The following is a 17,092-nucleotide window of genomic DNA, read 5'->3' on the forward strand; positions in this document are numbered from 1 at the left end:
GTATTGTGGAACTGGTACGCAACATTGCGGATGCGTTTTCAGACAGTGAAAACCTGATCTTCCATGAAGAAGAATGCGAAACGCTGGCGGTGAACGTGGTCCGCCTGCAAAAAGGGGAACAGTCCGGGCTCGCCTGCCATCCGGATGAGGAAGAGATCTATCTCGTCACCCAGGGGAAGGGCGCCGTGGAGCTGAATGGAACTGCCTATCCGGTCAGGCCCGGTCAGGTGATCTATGTACCGCGCAACTATACCCATCGGGCCCGCAATACGGCGGACGAGCCGTTCGAATATGTCTGTGTGGCTAACTGGCCCGACCGGCCCGGAAAAGCCTGCGCGGAATGATCCCGCTGCTGCGGGACGTATCTATCCGCGAAAACCTTTGCAAATCGTCCCACGGCCCGCTGTTTTTCCTTTTTAAAAAAGAGCCGCTAAATTTTTAGCGGCTCTTTGCTTATTGCGGATTCTTTTCCAGGATGCTGATATTGATTCCGTTCACTTCTACACCCTCGTTTGCACGGATGAGGATGTATTTTGCGCCGTTGATGATGCGGGTCTCGACCAGGTCGCTGCGTTCTGGGTTCACATGGATCGTCACATCCGGGGTGCGGACTTCAAACTGCCTGGTGTCAACGATGTTGCGCGGGCTGAGATCGGTGTCTGCGCCGAAGGTATCGTCGTATTTCTCATCGAACGCGGTCACGCGCTCCTCGGCAACCCCGCAGGATTCCAGCACATGCCTGACCGTTTTTTTCGAAACCACAAGCGGTTCCGGTTCTTTGCTGGCCTTGTGTTCTTCGATCATCCCGCAGAGCTGTTCGTTGACCGCCTGTACGATTTCGTAACTGCAGTCGCTGTCGAGCGTCTCTTCCAGAAGGTTCTGGAAAGCCTCTTTCTGCTCGGCGGCAGGCATGGGGATTTCGGTGTTGAAAACGGCGTCAACGAGTTCCTTATGGTTTTCCTTGATGTCCCGCGAATAGTAAAGGGCGTTATAGATGTTGGAACTGCGGTCATCAAAGGCGGGGAACAAAAAGCCGAGTTCCGGAGCGCCGACGATCCAGTCGGATTTGCAGTTGTGGAAAGCATTTTCATAGATGTAATAGCTCAGGGCGGGTTTCGTCATTTTGATGGGGCAGATGCTGCAGAGGATGTAGGTATACACCTCCGAGGAGGCGTCCTCCTGCTGTTCCCCGTCTTTTGCGCGGTATGGAACGTCATACTTGTCACATGCCAGAAGGATGAGGTAGTTGCCTTCGATCGACAGCGACTGAATGATGCGGGAAAACAGCGCCTGGACAGCTTCGTCGTCTGTGAGCGCCGAATTTTTGAGCGACATGAGCAGCTTATGTTCCGCGCTGTCCACCACCTGCCGGGTGTCAAATGTAATATCGATCAGATTTTTGCCAAGCGTACCGGAGAGGGTCCGCTTGAGGATTGACAGAAGCTGTTCGGCTTCCTCCTGCGGCGTGATGCTCAGCGGCTGGCTGAATTCGGAAACGATTTCCCGTTTTTCATTGACATAACAGCCGCGGATGCTGGAGATATTGCTTTTGTCCGGACGAAACCGGCGGCGGATTTCCGCAATTTCTTTCTCGTTCATAACTTCCTCTTTGATTCTGTATGGAATTTCGGCGGCTGGCCGTTTATACGGTCCAGCCGGTTTGGACTGGGATAAAATAAGCGCAAGGCGCAGCGGCGTGTGAGCCTGCTGCGGCAGGCTATTTCAGAAGGTCATAAAGCAGCCGGTAAAGATAGTTCACATCCAGCGGTTTGGAGACAAATCCGTTCATCCCCGCGGCTCTTGCCGCATCGACGTCCTCCTGGAAGGAATTGGCGGTCATTGCGATGATGGGGATGCAGGCCGCGTCCGGCCGGGACAGCGCCCGGATCGCGCGGGTGGCGTCCAGTCCGTTCATAACGGGCATCTGGATATCCATAAGGATCGCCTGGAATTCTCCGGGCGCGCTGTTCGAAAACCGTGAAACGCATTGTTCGCCATCCTTGCACCGCTCGGTGTCAGCCCCGCGCATTTCCAGCAGCTGGGCTGCGATTTCAGCATTCAGATCGTTATCCTCCGCCAAAAGGAGCCTTACGCCAGCCAGTGAACCATCTGCCGTAAGGGGCAAGGTTTCCTCGTCCGGCGTTCCCAAGGGCAGAGAGATCGAAAAATAAAATTCACTTCCCCGGCCGGGTTCGCTGCTGAGACCGAGTTCGCCGCCCATCAGCTGGACGATGCTGCGGCTGATGGACAGCCCCAGGCCGGTGCCCTGGCTTTTGGAGGAACTGGAACCGAGCTGTTCAAAGGAATCAAAAATCCGCTGCTGATCCTCCGGACGGATACCGATCCCATTGTCAATCACCTGGAACATAAAAGCCGCCTGGGCGCCGTCCGAATCGGTTTCGGTCACCCGCAGGGTCACATCCCCGCCCTCCGGCGTGAACTTGAAAGCATTGGAAAGCAGGTTGGTGAGCACCTGCCGCAGACGGATGACATCGCCAACAAGATGGCTGTGCTCAGTCTGCGTCTCCATAGTGAAAGCAAGCCCGTGCCTGCCCGCCTCGGCCTGCATCATTCCCTGCAGTTCTTCCAGCATCTGGTCGATCGAGAACGGTTCGCTGCCGATCGAAAGCATCCCGCTGCCGATGCGGCTCATGTCCAGGATGTCGTTGATGAGGCTGAGCAGATACTGGGAGGAGGAACGAATTTTGACAAGGTTTTTTCGGACGTTTTCCGGGACTCCTTCCAGCATGCTGGTCAGATCGGCCAAGCCCACCACCGCGTTCATGGGAGTGCGGATTTCGTGGCTCATGCGGGAGAGGAATTCTCCCTTGGCGCGGCTTTCCGCCTGCGCTTTTTCAAGGTTGCTCTGAATGACGGCCGCTTTCATCCGCGCCCGGGTGACCAGAAGTACCGCTGCCGCAAGAATCAAAAGGACGAAGCCCACGATGGACACGAACAGGATCGGATTGGAGTAGATGAGCTCGGTCAGGGAAAACTGGTTTGCGCCGATGGAGACCAGATTCTGGTTTAAGATCATATTTTTTTCCCGTGCGGAAAGATTGTTGACCGCTTTGTTGAGCACGGTCAGCAGATCCGCTTTGGCGGGACGGGTGAGGGCGAAACAGATGCCGTTGGAATCGTTGACAAGCGTCACCGGAACCAGGTTAGTGAGGTGGTTTCGTTGGATTTCCTGCTCCATCCGGGCGGATAGGCCGTAGATAAAATCGGCTTCGCCCCGGTTCACCGCGAACAGCGCCTCGGTGATACTGGCGTAGGTGCGCAGCTGAGTCACCTGGATATCACTGGGGATCCGGCGGCCTTTGATAACGGCTCCGACCAGCCCTTCGGAGGGGAAACTGGAGGATTTGTTGCGCACAACAATACTGTTCATGTTTACGTAGGGCGCGGTCAGCGCCAATCCCTGCTGCGCGGCATCCGCCTCGCTTCCAAGAAAGAAGGCAAGCACATCGGCTTCGCCCCGCAGCACCAGATCCACCGCGTCGAAATAGCTGTCCGCCTGCAGATAAGAAAATTTCAGGCCTGAAAAATCGGAGACTTCCTTCAGAATCGCCGGTACCAGACCGTCGTGAAGGTCCTCCGGATTATTTATGCAAAAGAGGGGATGCCAGTCCGCCGGGACCGCCACGGTTACCGTCCCTTTTTCCTTGATATAGGTTCGTTCTTCCGAATTGAGTTGAATATCGGCGGACAGCTTATCCGGGAAATTGGCTTCATAACGCTCGGTGCCAAAGTTGGGGTTGGAATCCAGGATTTTTTCGAGCGCCATGTTCAGCCCGTCAAGAACCTCCTGATTGCCAATCGTGGTTACGATATAATAGGGCTGCGAATCGTAGGAGGTGACCACCCGAAAATCGCCGTCTGTCTCGGAATTGTTGCCGAGCAGCATGTCCACCTCACCGCTTGCCAGATAGGGATAGAGATTACCGTTTTCAGAAAGCTGTTCAAAGTGATATTCTTTCAGAGTGCAATCGAGGTTATTGATCGTCAGAAACTCCTGCAAGCGGCGGATGTTTTCTTTGGCGTTGCCGTAAACCCCGATGGTTTTTCCATTCAGGCTTTCCAGGTTATAACTTTCGAGCCGATGGTCATCCTTGCGCGCGAGGAGCACCGATTTGCTGTACCCGGTGTTGTAATCCGGGTAGGCGTACAATTCTTCAAGACTGGGAGAATAGTAATTCCCGCCCATCAGATCATATGCGCCTTCATTAAATTCGTTCAGCATCGTTTCGGCGCTGGTGTCCACATACTCGTATTCCCAGCCGGTATACTTGGCAATTTCGTTGAGATAATCCACGACCAACCCATGCCGGCTTCCATCCGCACCGGTTTGGGTGAGGCCTTCCACCTGTGGAAACGCCACACGCAATACGCGGCGTTCCCCTGAAGCAAGTGCGCGCGGACACAGCGGCAGGAGCATAATCACGGCTAGCGCGATGGCGGAGCAGCGGCGAAGGCTTTTCATCAGCGGACGGATCATAACTTTATTCACACTCCAAATAAAGCGGCAGGAGAGGTCGCTTTGGATTTCCATAATACTTTCTTATTTTAACATTATATCGTAGGAACCGCAATGAAAAGATGAGAACTGCCGGAAGGCCGGCCGCGCTGGCGTGTAATGGCCAGTTCGATTCAGCAGCGCCCCATAAATAAAAGCGCGCATGGGTCCCGTCGGGCCCTGCGCGCTTTTTTGTTTTATGCTGTATGTGCAGAAAGTTTGGTTCTTTCGGTGAAGGCATGTTACCTTGCCAGCCAGCCGCCGTCCAGGGCGACAGTAAATCCCTGCATGTAGCTGGAGGCCTCGCTGGCAAGAAAGACTGCTGTCCCGGCCATATCCCGGGGCGTGCCCCAGCGGCCGGCGGGAATACGGCCGAGAATCTCGGCGGAACGCACCGGGTCCTTTTTCAGGGCTTCCGTGTTATTGGTGTCGATATAGCCGGGAGCGATGGCGTTTACATTGATGCCGTACTTCGCCCATTCGTTGGCCAGCAGCCGGGTAAGGCCCATTACGCCGCTTTTGCTGGCGGTGTAGGAGGGTACTCGGATGCCGCCTTGATAGGAAAGCATCGAAGCGATATTCAGTGATTTCAGTGATGAAATGTTGCTGTCCCTGCTTATTTTTTCAGCCGCAAAAACGGCCTGATTAAATTGTCATGAGAAAATCATCTTCCCAGATTTTGCTTTTCAGGTAATCGGCGCCCTCGATCCCGGTAAACAGATCGGGGAACTTGCGCTCCATGCGGATTTCCTCATCTTTTTTATCCACGATATGGCGGTTGATCATCTCCCGGATGCTTGCGTAGTCCTTGGCCAGCACCAACTGCAAGATCTCCTGATGCTGCCGGTAGGACTGCTCACAGATATCCAGTGCCGAAAGCGACAGCAGACGCATGCGGAAATAATGGCTCGACATGTTCAGAATGTTTTCCAATGAAAACGGATGGTTGGTTACCTGAAAGAAAACCGAATGAAACGCGTCGTCAGTGCGCAAAAATCCTCGGATATCCTTATTTTCCATCCGCTGTTTCTGCTGCTCCAAAACATCCTTCAAAGCGTCGATGTGCGTTTGCTCGTAGCATTTTAAAAATTCCTCCAGAATCCGCTCCTCCACGCAGGCCCGCATAAAGCGTTCATCTTTGGCGCGTGGGATATTGATTTTGGAAACGATCGTGCTCTTTTGCGGTGTGGTTGTCACAAGCCCATCCCTGGCGAGCTGGACGAGAGCATCCCGGATAGGAGAACGGCTTACCTTTAAAAAATCGCTCAGTTCATTGATGTTTATGGTCTGACCGGGCTTTATCTGAAGCTGGATGATGTTGGTATGCAGATACTGATATACATTTTCACCCGCCGTCTGCGCTTCTTTGGATTTTTTTTGACTGGTCATAAATGTCCCTCCGCAAATAAATAGACTGCGCCGCCAACAACTGGAATATAATCTTAATATATTGTAGTACATTGTGATTCTTTATACAATGGGATTTTCAAATAATATGCATCGCAAATTTTATTTAGCATTATTCTTCCAGTTTTTGTATAACCTGATGGATAATCCTAAGAAATTTTGTTGGTTATTCTTATGGACGAATGTATTTTTGAGTGGTATATTAATATTGTCAAAACAGTTATATCATAATGATATATCATATTAATATTTTTATTTAAAATAATTATTTATGTTGAAGCTTTAGGGGGTGCGATATTGAAGGAAGTAGTCATCACCGGACCCAGGCAATATGAAGTGCGTGAGGTCCCAATCCCAAAGCCCGGCGACGGGGAGGTCCTGATCCAAATGAAGGCCGCCGGCGTCTGCGGGTCGGATATCCATTTGTTTCTGGGAGAAAACCCCAACGCGGTCTATCCCCGCATTCCCGGCCATGAGAATGCCGGCGTGGTGGTGGAAACCGGCAAAAATGTGACCGCCGTGAAACCCGGCGACGCTGTGGTGGTCGATCTGGTGGTTGCCTGCGGCCGGTGCCCGCAGTGCCTGCGCGGGCGCCGAAATATCTGCCGCACGGTCAAAGCGCGCGGTGCGGCGACCGATGGCGGCTGGCGGGAATATTTCACCGTTCCCGCGCATGAGGTCTACCTTTTGCCGAGGCAAATCCCTTTCCGGGACGCGGCGCTTATTGAGCCGTTCGCTATTGGGGGCCACTGCACCAGCCGGGCTGGGATACAGGGCGGAGAATCGGTACTGGTGCTTGGCAGCGGAACCATCGGCGCGGTGATTCTGCAAACCCTGAAGCAAAAAGGCTGCCGGGTCATCTGCGCGGATATCAACGAAAGCTGCCTTGCGCGCGCAAAGGATTATGGGGCCGATGCGGTCGTGAATACCAGGACGCAGAATCTTAGGGAATGCGTACAGGCGTTTACAGACGGCGGCGGGGTCGACGCAATTTTTGATTCCGCGGGCTATCCCGGCTCGCTCACCGCGCTTTTGGAGCAGGGGATTCCCGCAAATGGCGCCACAGTGGTTCCCTTGGGCTTTTGTACGGAAACGGAAGGAATTTCCCAAGCGATGATCAATGTGCGGGAGCTCACCATCGCCGGGACCAGGATGTCGTCCGGCCAATTCCAGCCCACGATCCAAAACTTTCTGGAGGGGAAATTTCAGCTGGAGGGTATGGTCAGCCATTACATTCCGTTTGAACAGGTCGGCCAGGTTTTTGAAAATATCCTGCATCCGGTAAAGGATATGAAGAAGATGGTCATTTTGTTTGATGAACAGGAATAAGCGATTGGACAGTTAGCGGCGGGGGAATTATGAAAAGCCGCTGAAGATAGAAAGGGAAAACAACAGGAGAAATCCGCAATTTGTGAATGCAGGAGGAATTTAGACAATGAAAAGAATCTTTTCAGCCATTCTTGCGATTGTGACGATCACGGCGTTTACGACAGCCTGCTCTGAGAGCGCCCCTTCGGGCGGGACTGCCGCCCCGGCGTCAAGCGCGGCGGCACCGAGCGAAAAAGGCGGGGATGCTGCGACGGATGAAAAGGAATTCAGCCTTAAAGTTGGCGACAACTGGGGCGTCACCCACCCGATGGCGGCGGCGCTCGACAACGTATTTAAGACGCAGATTGAAGAAAAATCCGGCGGCAAAATCAAGGTCGAGGTGTATCATGACGGCCTGTTGGGCGACGAAGCGGCCCTCTGGCAGGGCGTGCGCGACGGTTCCATTGATTTTGCGGTCGTCGGCACCCCCATGAACCAGGAGTTTACCATGATGCTGATCTCCGACTGGCCGTTTTTGTACCGTGACCTCGATCACGCGAAAAAAGTTTGGACCGGTTCTATCGCGGACGAAGTCAACGCGAAATTCCACGAGAAATTCCCGGAAGTGGAAATTCTCGGCTGGGGTCCCAACTCCGCGCGCACCTTCACTTCCAATAAGCCGCTGACGAGCGTCGAGGATTTTGCGGGCCAGAAATTCCGGATGCCCAATAACCCGATCCATGTCGGCATCACCGAGAATCTCGGCGCTTCTCCAACGGTCATCCCGCTTGGAGAACTGTTCACCGCGCTTGAAACCGGAACCGTGGACGGGCAGGACAACGGCATGGTGACTGTCATTGCCCAGAATTTCCAGGAAGTACAGAAATATCTCTATGAGACCAACCACATCGTCGCGACGCTTGAAATCGTTGCGAATTCCGATAAACTCGCGGAAATGTCCGATAACCAGCGCCAGATTATCGTCGATGCGGGAAAAGCCACTGCGGAGCAGGCCTGGGTGGATTACATCGCCTCGGTCGACAAGGATCGCAAAACGCTTGAAGAGGCGGGCATGACGGTTACCGCCTGCACCGCCGAGGACAAAGCAAAGATTATCGAAAAAATTCAGCCCACGCTCGACAAGCTCCTTGCTGAGAACGACTGGGCAGAAGACCTGATCACCAAAATCAATGCTGTAGAGTAATTGAATCAGCACAAGACCGTGCCCCTTTCCCCCGGGGTGCGGTCTTGCATATCAAAGAGGAGGATCGTTTATGTCTGAAACCATCCAGAAGCCGCATGGCTTTCATGCGTTTATCGATAAGCTTTTCAAGGCCCTGGAGGTTGTGATTGCAATCTTTTTGGGTGTTATGATTTTTTTCACCTTTCTAAACGTTGTGCTGCGCCAGTTCGGTCTGGGTTTTGCCTGGACGGAAGAGATCGCACGCATCTGCTTCATTTATCTGGTGTACCTGGGGTCGATCATTGCCGCGCGCGAAAACCGCCACCTGATGATCGACACCTTAATTAATAAACTTGCTCCCGGCGGGCAGAAAGCCCTTTACGTGATCATTCAGGGGATCATCATCTGGATGATGGGCGTATTGGCAACAGGCGCGTTCCAGAACGCGTGGAAGAACCGCAATGACTTTTGGGTAGCGACCCATTTCCCGGTGTTCCTGGTGCATTTTGCCGGCGTCCTGCTGGGCGTATCGGTGATTATCATTTCATTGGTAAACCTGTACCGTGTGTTCGTCCTGAAAGAATCCGTACTGGAGCTGTTTGGGGATCACGGAGAGGACGACACACCGTCTTCGGACGGTATCCTGGGGGAAGGAGCGGGTATGCAATGATTATCGCTATTTTTATCACATCCATGCTCGTAGGCATTCTGATTGGATTGCCCATTGCCGTGGCGCTGCTCTTCTGCGCCGTTTGCACGGCGCTGTCGCTCGGCGGCGGTGACGCGAATCCCACGATTATCGCGCGCACGTTGATGCAGGGTTCGGATTCGGTCAGCATGATGGCGCTGCCGTTCTTTGTGCTGGCGGGTGAAATCATGAACCGCGGCGGGCTCACCAAGCGCATTATAGCGTTCTGCAACGTCTTTATCGGGCGGGTGCGCGGGGGGCTGGGCTACGTTACGATCTTCGCCTGCCTGATGTTCGCCTCGCTGGTCGGTTCCGCCGTCGCGGCCTGCGCCGCGCTGGGCGCCATTTTAATCCCGATGATGGCCAATTCCGGTTACAACCGGGAAAAGGCCGCAGCGCTTACCGCGAGCGCCAACCTGGTCGCGCCAATCATGCCGCCGTCTGTGCCGATGATCGTCTACGGAATTTCGGCCGGAGTATCGATCAAGTCGATGTTCCTGGGCGGCATCGCGCCCGCGGTCTACCTTACGCTCATCGCCTGTGTGGTGTGGTTTTTTGTTTCGCGGAAAAAAGGGGTTGTGCCGGACACGGAAACCATGCCGCGGCCAACCGCCAAAGAAGCGGTGCGGATCATCCTTGCCGGCTTGTGGGCGCTGCTGCTTCCGGTGATCATCCTCGTCGGTTTGCGTTCCGGTTATTTCACCGCAACCGAAGCGGGCGTTATCGCCTGTGTTTACGCGATCCTGATCGGCCTGTTTGTCTACCGTGAGATGAAAATCAAGGATCTGCGTAAAGCGTTTGTAGCGTCGGCAAAAATGTCGGCTGTGATTATGTTCCTTGCCGCAACCGCGAACTGCGCCGCCTATTTTATGACGATCTCGCGGATCCCACAGATGATGACAGCCGGCCTTGGCGGGCTGGTGGAACGGCCAACCCTCCTGATGTTCGTGCTGATGCTCATTGTGGTTGTTGTGGGCCTTGCCATGGACGTGACGCCCAGCATTCTCATCCTTACGCCGATTATGCTTCCGCTGGTCAAAGCGGCGGGGATCGATCCTGTGTATTTTGGAATTGTGTTTGTGCTCATGAATGTGCTGGGCCTGACCTCGCCGCCTGTCGGTCCCGTATTGAATGTGGCCTGCGCCACTGGGAAGGTGAAAATGGACAAAATCATTCTGCCGACCATGCCGTATTTCATCGCGCAGACGGTGCTGTGCTTTTTGCTTGCACTGATGCCGCCCCTGGTCGAGGTCCCCTTGCGTTGGTTCGGCGGATAAAGAAGCCCTCTCCGGAAAAACAGCCCGCGTGGTTCGGGCTTGTGGAATATAAAAAGGGCCGGACCCCGGCATATGCCGGGGTCCGGCCCTTTTTCGTTTCGATTGGATGTCTCTCCGGGCGGAAAATCAGGCCTGCCGTGCGGCTGAGCGCAGATTGTCCAGCACTTTTTTGCTGAGCAGCTCCGCCGCCTGCGCGGTGCGGCCCGCAGACACGTCCCTGCAGGTCACGTTCGGCAGTGCAAAAAAGCCGTCGCTGACACTGCCCGCGGCGGCCCGCGTGTCACAGAAAAAGTAGTTGCTGCTGTCGCCGCGCACCCACTGCTCCAGCGCGGCCGGATCGAACCCCGGGCCGATGGAGGTGTTGAACAGGATTTTTCCGCTGCCCAGCTGCGCAAACTCCGGCGCGCCCAATAAGAGCACATTTTTATTCAGGCAGGTGCAAACCACCTGGCTGTCGCGCAGCAATTCGTGCAGCGGCGTGAAGCGCATCCCCTGCGCCTGCGCGTCCGGCTTTGGGGAGCGGCAATAATAGGAGATATTTGCCCCGAGCAGCTGAAGCGCGTCCGCAATCATCCGGCCGGAGGTTCCCAATCCCACGATGCCTACCTTCAGGCCGGTGATCTCCGCAGCCTGCTCATACAGGCGGGGCCGGTCGAACCCGTGAAGCAGGTCGATCAGCTCGTGCAGCACATACTCCACCACGCCCCGGTCGCCGTAATCCCGAATCCCCAGAACTTTCACGCCCAGTTCCCGGGCACAGGCAATATCCACATTGGCGCTTTCCTCGGAATACAGGCTACAGCACATCCCGATATATTTCAGGTTGGGACAGCGCCGGATCACCGAAGCGCCGATCCGGGAGGTGTAGCTCACCAGCACGGCGTCGGAATCGCCGATCCGCCGCAGGATCTCGTCGTCATTGGCCGGCACATCGGAAAACACGCAAACCTGCCTCGCATAGCCAAAAAGCTCCTGCTGGGCCCAGGGAAGCAGGCTCACCGGCTCAATCGCGGTTAATTTATCAAACACAGCAGACTCCTCCTTATTGAAATGCGATGGGGGAGATCAGGTTGCGCAGCAGCGCGACCACGCTCCAGCCCGCGATGGCACTGGTGCTGGAGTAGATATCCACAACCGCCTTTACCCCTTTAATTTCGGCGGTGATCTGGTGGTCATCGCCCAAAAAGCCCGGTACACTTGTAATTTTTACCCCGGTAATCTGCGGCCCGGTAGTGGCAAGTGCAGTGGCCACCGCGACGTTCACCTTTGTGGGGAACAGGGCGATGGCATCTTTCGCGCAGCCATCGAACACGGTGCTCTCCCGCCGCGCCTTTATCAGCTCCTCCTGAAAGACGGGGGTATTGCGCAGGGATTCGGGTCCCTTCCGGGTGGAGATGCCCGCCTGTTCAGAATATCCTTCGGCCTGTGCCATCAGGGATATGGTCTGCAGGACGTCAAAACCGCCGATGGCGCCGCTTGCAAGATGCACCTGCGTACCGTTTTCCAAGGCCGCGGCCTTGACCTGCTCATAGAATTCCGCATCCGCGAACGCGCCAATGGAGAGCACCACCAGATGCGCGCCGCCGCCCAGCACTTTTAGCGCCAAATCCCGGACGGTTTGGACGCTCGCGGCTTCCGCCACATAATCCGGCCGCAGCTTTAGCAGCTCCTCGATGGTATCGCATGCTTTGCAGCCGGCCAGGACGGCAGTTTTTTGAGCGGATTCCCGTGTGCGGCTCATCACGCCGACCAATTCATATCCTTCGAGAAGGCCGTCTGTATATGCCCTCGCGATAATGTTTCCCAGATATCCGCAGCCCACAAGGGCCAGTTTTTTCGGTTTCATGGAATTTCCCTGCTTTCTGTGTAGTGATTGCCGGTATCTTTCCCCATAAGGATACCATACCTGCTGATGCCGCACAACGGTATTCCTTCATTTTTTGTATTTCCGGGCCCGATAAAATGGCTGCTGACGGCGGGAATCGATGAAACGCCAAAAAACCGCCCCGCCGGCCGGAAAAGGACGGCGGGACGGCGGGACACCCAAAGGGCCTTCGCATCCGTCAGACACGAGTTTTGATCTGATGATAGGAATAGATCCGGAAATTGTAGGGATCGAGCCGCGCGGCGGCGGCAATTTCGGTTTCCGCCTGTTCCCGCTTGCCAAGACCAAGGAGCGCATAACCGCGCAGGATATGGCCATTGACAAGATTCTGCTTTTCAACATCGTACTCAAAAGGCATGGGGCAGGGTGAACCGACGCCATAATAAGTCCGCAGATCTTTGTCAGCGATCAGAGAATCGCCGGAGGAAAGCATCTCCGCCAGCACAGCGTTTGCCTCGGAGAAACGGGAGAGCTTTCTGAGCGCCAGGGCCCGGAACAAGGACAGCTCTGAAACGGCGGCTTTATAGACCGAAGCCTCCCAGTAGGCTTTCTGTGCGGCGTCCTGCTGGCCTTTCGTCTCCAGGAGACGCCCGAGATAATAATAGATGTGGGCTTCCTGGTTGAAGAAGGTCTTTGCTTCGCCATAGGATTTCGGCATATTCACGCCGGCATGATAGATTTTTTCCGCTTCGTCCGCCTGTCCGTTTGCGGCGAGCTCATTGCCATAGAGGACATGCATCCACGCATGCTGTTTGGTGAGGTTTCCCTCTCCGCCCTCGTAGATGTGGAAATGCTTGACAGCGGCCCGGCGGATGGCTTCCTTGTAATCTCCCTGCAGGCAGAGCAGGACGATCTGGTCGAGATAGCAGTCGTCGCGTTCGGCCAAAAGATCCGGATGCTTTTCATAGACCGCGAGCCGTTCCCGTGGGGAGACGTTGCTGTTTTTGAGCAGCTGCTGATATTCAAACAGCAGCCTGGGATCCGGCTTATATTCCATCGCCTTTTCCATGCAGACGCGCGCCGAAGCGTAATCCCCGCGCTTGTCGAAATAGGCGAGGCTGAGGTTCCGCAGGGCTTTGGCGTGTTTTGGCTCCCGCCGAACCGCCTCCTCCCAGCAGAGGATGGCTTCCTCGTACCGGAAGCGGTCATAGTAGAGGCTGCCCAGATAGTAACAGGCATTGGAGTCGTCCGGGTTATGCCGGATGGCGAAGTTCAGGATCTCGATATCCTGGAGCCGGGACGGGAAACAGGTCCCGGTTTCCAGATGCGCCGCGCGCAGCAGGTCCTGTGTGAACTCCCTGCCGCATTGTCCGAGACAGTAGGCCCGGTAATAGGAGAACAGCGGATAATCATTTCCGGCGAGATTGAGCACACGCAGCGCGTCCTCAAAAAGGCCGGCCTCCAGATAATCACATACCACGTCGAGAAAATTTTCCGGTTTCTGGCCAAAAATCTCCGCGATGCCCGTGTCCTTTCCGGTGAGGAACAGATATTCAAATCTGCTCCAGAGATCCAGGGAATCCGCCCGCATATTGTTCCGCGCGATTGCTTCGGCCTCGGCTTTGCGTCCGAGCCGCCGCAGGGCGGCAGCTTCCAGATTCCGGGCGCGCAGGTGCCCGGCGTTCAGCCCATAAGAAACGCCGGCCTTTTCAATCGCATCACAATAGCGCCCAGCGGCGCAGTCCAAGGCGGCCAGCTTATAATATGCGGCGCTTCTATGGGAATAGTTCCATCCCGCGCGATGCAGAACATCGCAGGCCTCGGCGGTTTTGCCCAGATAGCAGAGCGCCACCCCTTTGAGATAGAAGGATTCTGTATCGGTGGGATGTTGGTTGCGGGAGGTCAGGCGTGCAATTGCGACGTCGCAGTGGTTCACGCATTCATCAAATTTGCCGTCCTTCAGCGCCAGGCGGGCCATGGCGGTATTGCAGCGAATATCGCCGGGGTCCCGCCGGAGCCCTTCCCGGTAGTAATCCCGTGGGTCAAAGTTATGCTGCTTATACTGTTCCAGATGGTAGCCGTTGAGATAGAGTTCCTCAACCGTCTTCATTTCCGACGGCCTGATCACAGGCTTGCGCACCTCGATCGGCTTTTTCTGCCCCCGGACATACGGTTGGTAGGAAACCAGGGTTCTGCCGTCCGCCGAGATGAGTGAAACGGTGAGGGAATAAAAATCGCGTCCCGCGAGCGGAATGGTTTTGAGATAGGCGGTTTCGGGAGCCATGTCGACGGTTTCGGAGAAAACAGTCCCGTTTCCAGCCGTGACCAGAACTTTGCAGCCGGGGAACACGCCCGTGACGTTGAATCCGATGAACAGCTCTCCGCCGCGCTGCTCCATATTCATCGCGGCGTCCATGGTGGCGTTTTTCACGTCCCCGATGTCGTGAATCGCATACCAGTACTGCTCGAATTCGCGGGTCTCGTAGGGCTGAAGCCAGGTGAAATCCGGCTGGTTATCAGTATAAACACCGGTCATCAGCTCGATATAGGGCCCGTTCTGATCGGTCAGGTTCGAGCACCACATTTCCCCGAAATCCCCATGACCCCAGGTCCACATTTTTTTACCAGGGGCGATATGATGGTCCGCGGTGGTGACAATCCCCTTCTGGATGCCGCTGTCGTAACCTGCCACGAAATCCATGTCCGACTGTCCCTGGGAAACCAGGAACGAGGAGGGCACTTTTACCGAATCGTAACGGGACAAATCGGTGCCTGCACCGTAATCGAAGGGCCGGGCAGTTTTGTAAACTCCCTTTGCGATGGGCCATTCGATGACCGCCCGCCGGTCGTGGTCGTTCACCCATTCGACATCCGGCGGGAAGATGGTCCTGGTGTTTTCATTGACCGGGACCGCGAGGTTTGCCCACCACATAAAAATCTGGGGGAGGTCGGTCCGGTTGTAAACACGGATTTTTGCCTTGATGTAGCTGCGGCCCGGGTCCAGGGTGATTCCGGCGGCGCCGCGCATCCTGTAAAAGGGTTCCACCTCTCCTGTCCAGACGGTGGCCCCGCCATCCGGGCTTTCCTCCAGAGTGGCCTCTAAAGGCATAAAGGTGGTCGGGCGGTGGTGCTGCGGGAAGTTGAATTCTATGCCGCCCGAAATCCAGGCGCCGGCCAGCCCCACCAGGGCGGGCTTGATGACCTCGTTATGATAAATAAAATCGTAATCCCCGGTTTTGTCGTATCCGCGCAGGATTTTTCCGCCAATGGCAGGCAGTACCTGCGTTTTGACATATTCATTTTCCAATGTGTAAACCTCGTAGGATACGTCCTGTTTTTCGTCGGTGATACCGTCCGAATAGGGCAGCGGATATAATCTTCCGGAAGCCCCTTGATAGGGCTTCTTTTCGAAGAACATGGGCAAATCATTCGGCTTTTTTGGCACATAGGTCGGAATGATCTGCCGCTGTTTTCGAGTTATCACTTTTTTGCTCATAGCGATCTCCTTTGTTTGGTATTCGGAACCTGGGGCGGGCCGCTTGAAAAATGGCGATGGAACCACGCATAGCGTTTCTTTTGGTTTTATTCTAGAGAATTGCAGAATAAGAGACAAGATAAAGAACGCTGTAAAAAATCCCAACATTCTTGTACCTTGCAGATAGAATGGTTTTCCTTTTAAATGGATTTGTGTATAATAGAATAAAAAGGAAATACCGTACGGAATGGAGTCATCATGAGTGAAGTTCTGATATTTTTAGAACCCGCATATTCCGGCAGCATGTGGTGCCAAAACCTGCTTGACGGGCTGTTGGGCGTGCTAAAGCTGAAAAGGATTCCATACAGGATCATCGGTTCCCTGAAGGAAATAAGAGAAAACCGGTATATTTTTTTAATCGGTTCGAACAACACCTGGGTGAAGGCGGTCCTGCGGGCGTGCAACGAAATTGGGACCTATCCGATTTTGCTCTGCAACCAGACCTACCACAAGTTCAATGCGGATTACAGCGCGATCTGTTCGGATGTCGCGGGGTCGATGAAGCATCTGGTGGGGATTCTGGATTCCATGAAACGCAAGAGAATCGCACTGTATGGGGTAAATCCGCAGTCGGTTTCAGACGAAGGACGCAAGGATAGTTTCCTCGTGGCTATGGGCGGTCGGGGCCGCGGGGATATCTTTATCAATAACGGCTCGCTGCAGCAGTGTTTTGCGCGTTTTTTGCTGCGGGCGCAGGAATACGACACGGCAATCTGCACGAATGATTTCGCTGCGATTTCACTGGTCCGGCACCTGAAGGAACAGCGGCCTGAGCTGCTGGACCGCCTCACGATCATTGGCTGCGCCGAAGCGCGCCTGACCGGGCACTATGCTGATCGGATACACTCGGTGCGCCTGAATTTTGAGGAATATGGAAAAGCGGCGGTGGTCACGCTTGGCAGCCTGCAGAAAACACCCTGCATTTCCAATATCGTCATGATGATAAAATGGGACTGCTCAGCGATTGAGAAGCTCCAGCCGGGCCAATCAGAAAAGACGGAGATCAAAAAGCCTGCGCTGCCGGTGGAGATGCAATGCACCGAAACCTTTTACAATGACGACGAGCTGCGGGAAATGATGCTGGTGGAGCGCCTGCTCTGCGAATGCACCGAGGTCGAACGACTGATCCTCCGAAAAATTATGGAGGGATCTTCTTACGAAAAGATCGCGGAAGAGTGCTTTTTGATGGAAGGAACCATCAAGTACCATGTCAAAAAAATGGGCAGCCTCTGCCGCGTAAACGGAAAACGCCAGCTGGTGGAGCTGCTGCGCAAATATCTCCTGGGCAGTGTCTGAACGGGCCCAAAACAAAAAGCACCCGTCAGGGTGCTTTTTCAAAAGGTGCTCCAAATA

12 protein-coding genes and 1 pseudogene are annotated in these 17,092 nt (G+C 54.8%); 6 read left to right on the top strand and 7 right to left on the bottom strand.

Annotation, left to right across the window (positions count from 1 at the left end):
* Nucleotides 1-5 precede the first annotated feature (5 nt).
* Nucleotides 6-344, top strand: coding sequence for a cupin domain-containing protein (locus tag BN4275_RS07485; RefSeq protein ID WP_066456188.1), 339 nt, complete (start codon nt 6-8; stop codon nt 342-344).
* Nucleotides 345-453: 109 nt separating this feature from the next.
* Here the strand turns inward: BN4275_RS07485 and BN4275_RS07490 are convergent, their stop codons facing one another.
* From BN4275_RS07490 to BN4275_RS07505, 4 genes and pseudogenes are all read right to left on the bottom strand, one after another.
* The gene (locus tag BN4275_RS07490) at nt 454-1,599 is read right to left on the bottom strand and encodes a DUF4317 domain-containing protein (RefSeq protein ID WP_066456190.1); all 1,146 of its coding nucleotides are present in this window, start codon (nt 1,597-1,599) and stop codon (nt 454-456) included.
* A gap of 118 nt (nt 1,600-1,717) precedes the next feature.
* A complete protein-coding gene (locus tag BN4275_RS07495; RefSeq protein ID WP_066456193.1) occupies nt 1,718-4,498 on the bottom strand; it encodes an ATP-binding protein in 2,781 nt (926 codons plus the stop codon).
* A gap of 260 nt (nt 4,499-4,758) precedes the next feature.
* A pseudogene (locus BN4275_RS07500) lies at nt 4,759-5,106 on the bottom strand (SDR family oxidoreductase); the annotation flags it as partial.
* Between the two features lie 55 nt (nt 5,107-5,161).
* Nucleotides 5,162-5,905 (bottom strand): GntR family transcriptional regulator, encoded by a 744-nt coding sequence (locus tag BN4275_RS07505; protein ID WP_066456197.1) that lies wholly within the window; start codon nt 5,903-5,905, stop codon nt 5,162-5,164.
* Nucleotides 5,906-6,220: 315 nt separating this feature from the next.
* On the opposite strand from BN4275_RS07505, the gene BN4275_RS07510 reads away from it, so the two are divergent.
* The 4 genes from BN4275_RS07510 (at nt 6,221) to BN4275_RS07525 (ending at nt 10,379) form a co-directional block, all read left to right on the top strand.
* A complete protein-coding gene (locus BN4275_RS07510; RefSeq protein ID WP_079988146.1) occupies nt 6,221-7,252 on the top strand; it encodes a zinc-dependent alcohol dehydrogenase in 1,032 nt (343 codons plus the stop codon).
* Between the two features lie 106 nt (nt 7,253-7,358).
* Nucleotides 7,359-8,435 carry a TRAP transporter substrate-binding protein gene (locus tag BN4275_RS07515; RefSeq protein ID WP_066456204.1) on the top strand — a complete coding sequence of 359 codons (1,077 nt, stop codon included), beginning with the start codon at nt 7,359-7,361 and terminating at the stop codon, nt 8,433-8,435.
* A 70-nt stretch (nt 8,436-8,505) separates the two neighbouring features.
* Nucleotides 8,506-9,084 carry a TRAP transporter small permease gene (locus BN4275_RS07520; protein WP_066456206.1) on the top strand — a complete coding sequence of 193 codons (579 nt, stop codon included), beginning with the start codon at nt 8,506-8,508 and terminating at the stop codon, nt 9,082-9,084.
* Nucleotides 9,081-10,379: a TRAP transporter large permease gene (locus BN4275_RS07525; protein WP_066456212.1), complete on the top strand. Its 1,299-nt coding sequence runs from the start codon at nt 9,081-9,083 to the stop codon at nt 10,377-10,379. The genes BN4275_RS07520 and BN4275_RS07525 overlap by 4 nt, the downstream gene beginning before the upstream one ends.
* Nucleotides 10,380-10,505: 126 nt before the next feature.
* Here the strand turns inward: BN4275_RS07525 and BN4275_RS07530 are convergent, their stop codons facing one another.
* From BN4275_RS07530 to BN4275_RS07540, 3 genes are all read right to left on the bottom strand, one after another.
* Entirely contained in the window at nt 10,506-11,408 is a 903-nt protein-coding gene (locus tag BN4275_RS07530) for an NAD(P)-dependent oxidoreductase (protein WP_066456215.1), read from the bottom strand.
* A gap of 13 nt (nt 11,409-11,421) precedes the next feature.
* Nucleotides 11,422-12,225, bottom strand: coding sequence for an aspartate dehydrogenase domain-containing protein (locus BN4275_RS07535; RefSeq protein ID WP_066456218.1), 804 nt, complete (start codon nt 12,223-12,225; stop codon nt 11,422-11,424).
* Between the two features lie 217 nt (nt 12,226-12,442).
* Nucleotides 12,443-15,700, bottom strand: coding sequence for a DUF5107 domain-containing protein (locus BN4275_RS07540; protein ID WP_066456221.1), 3,258 nt, complete (start codon nt 15,698-15,700; stop codon nt 12,443-12,445).
* A 237-nt stretch (nt 15,701-15,937) separates the two neighbouring features.
* Between BN4275_RS07540 and BN4275_RS07545 the strand changes: the two genes are divergently transcribed.
* Nucleotides 15,938-17,035 (top strand): LuxR C-terminal-related transcriptional regulator, encoded by a 1,098-nt coding sequence (locus tag BN4275_RS07545; RefSeq protein ID WP_066456224.1) that lies wholly within the window; start codon nt 15,938-15,940, stop codon nt 17,033-17,035.
* Nucleotides 17,036-17,092: the final 57 nt, after the last annotated feature.

The organism is Anaerotruncus rubiinfantis, from assembly GCF_900078395.1.
Taxonomy (GTDB): Bacteria; Bacillota; Clostridia; order Oscillospirales; family Ruminococcaceae; genus Anaerotruncus; species Anaerotruncus rubiinfantis.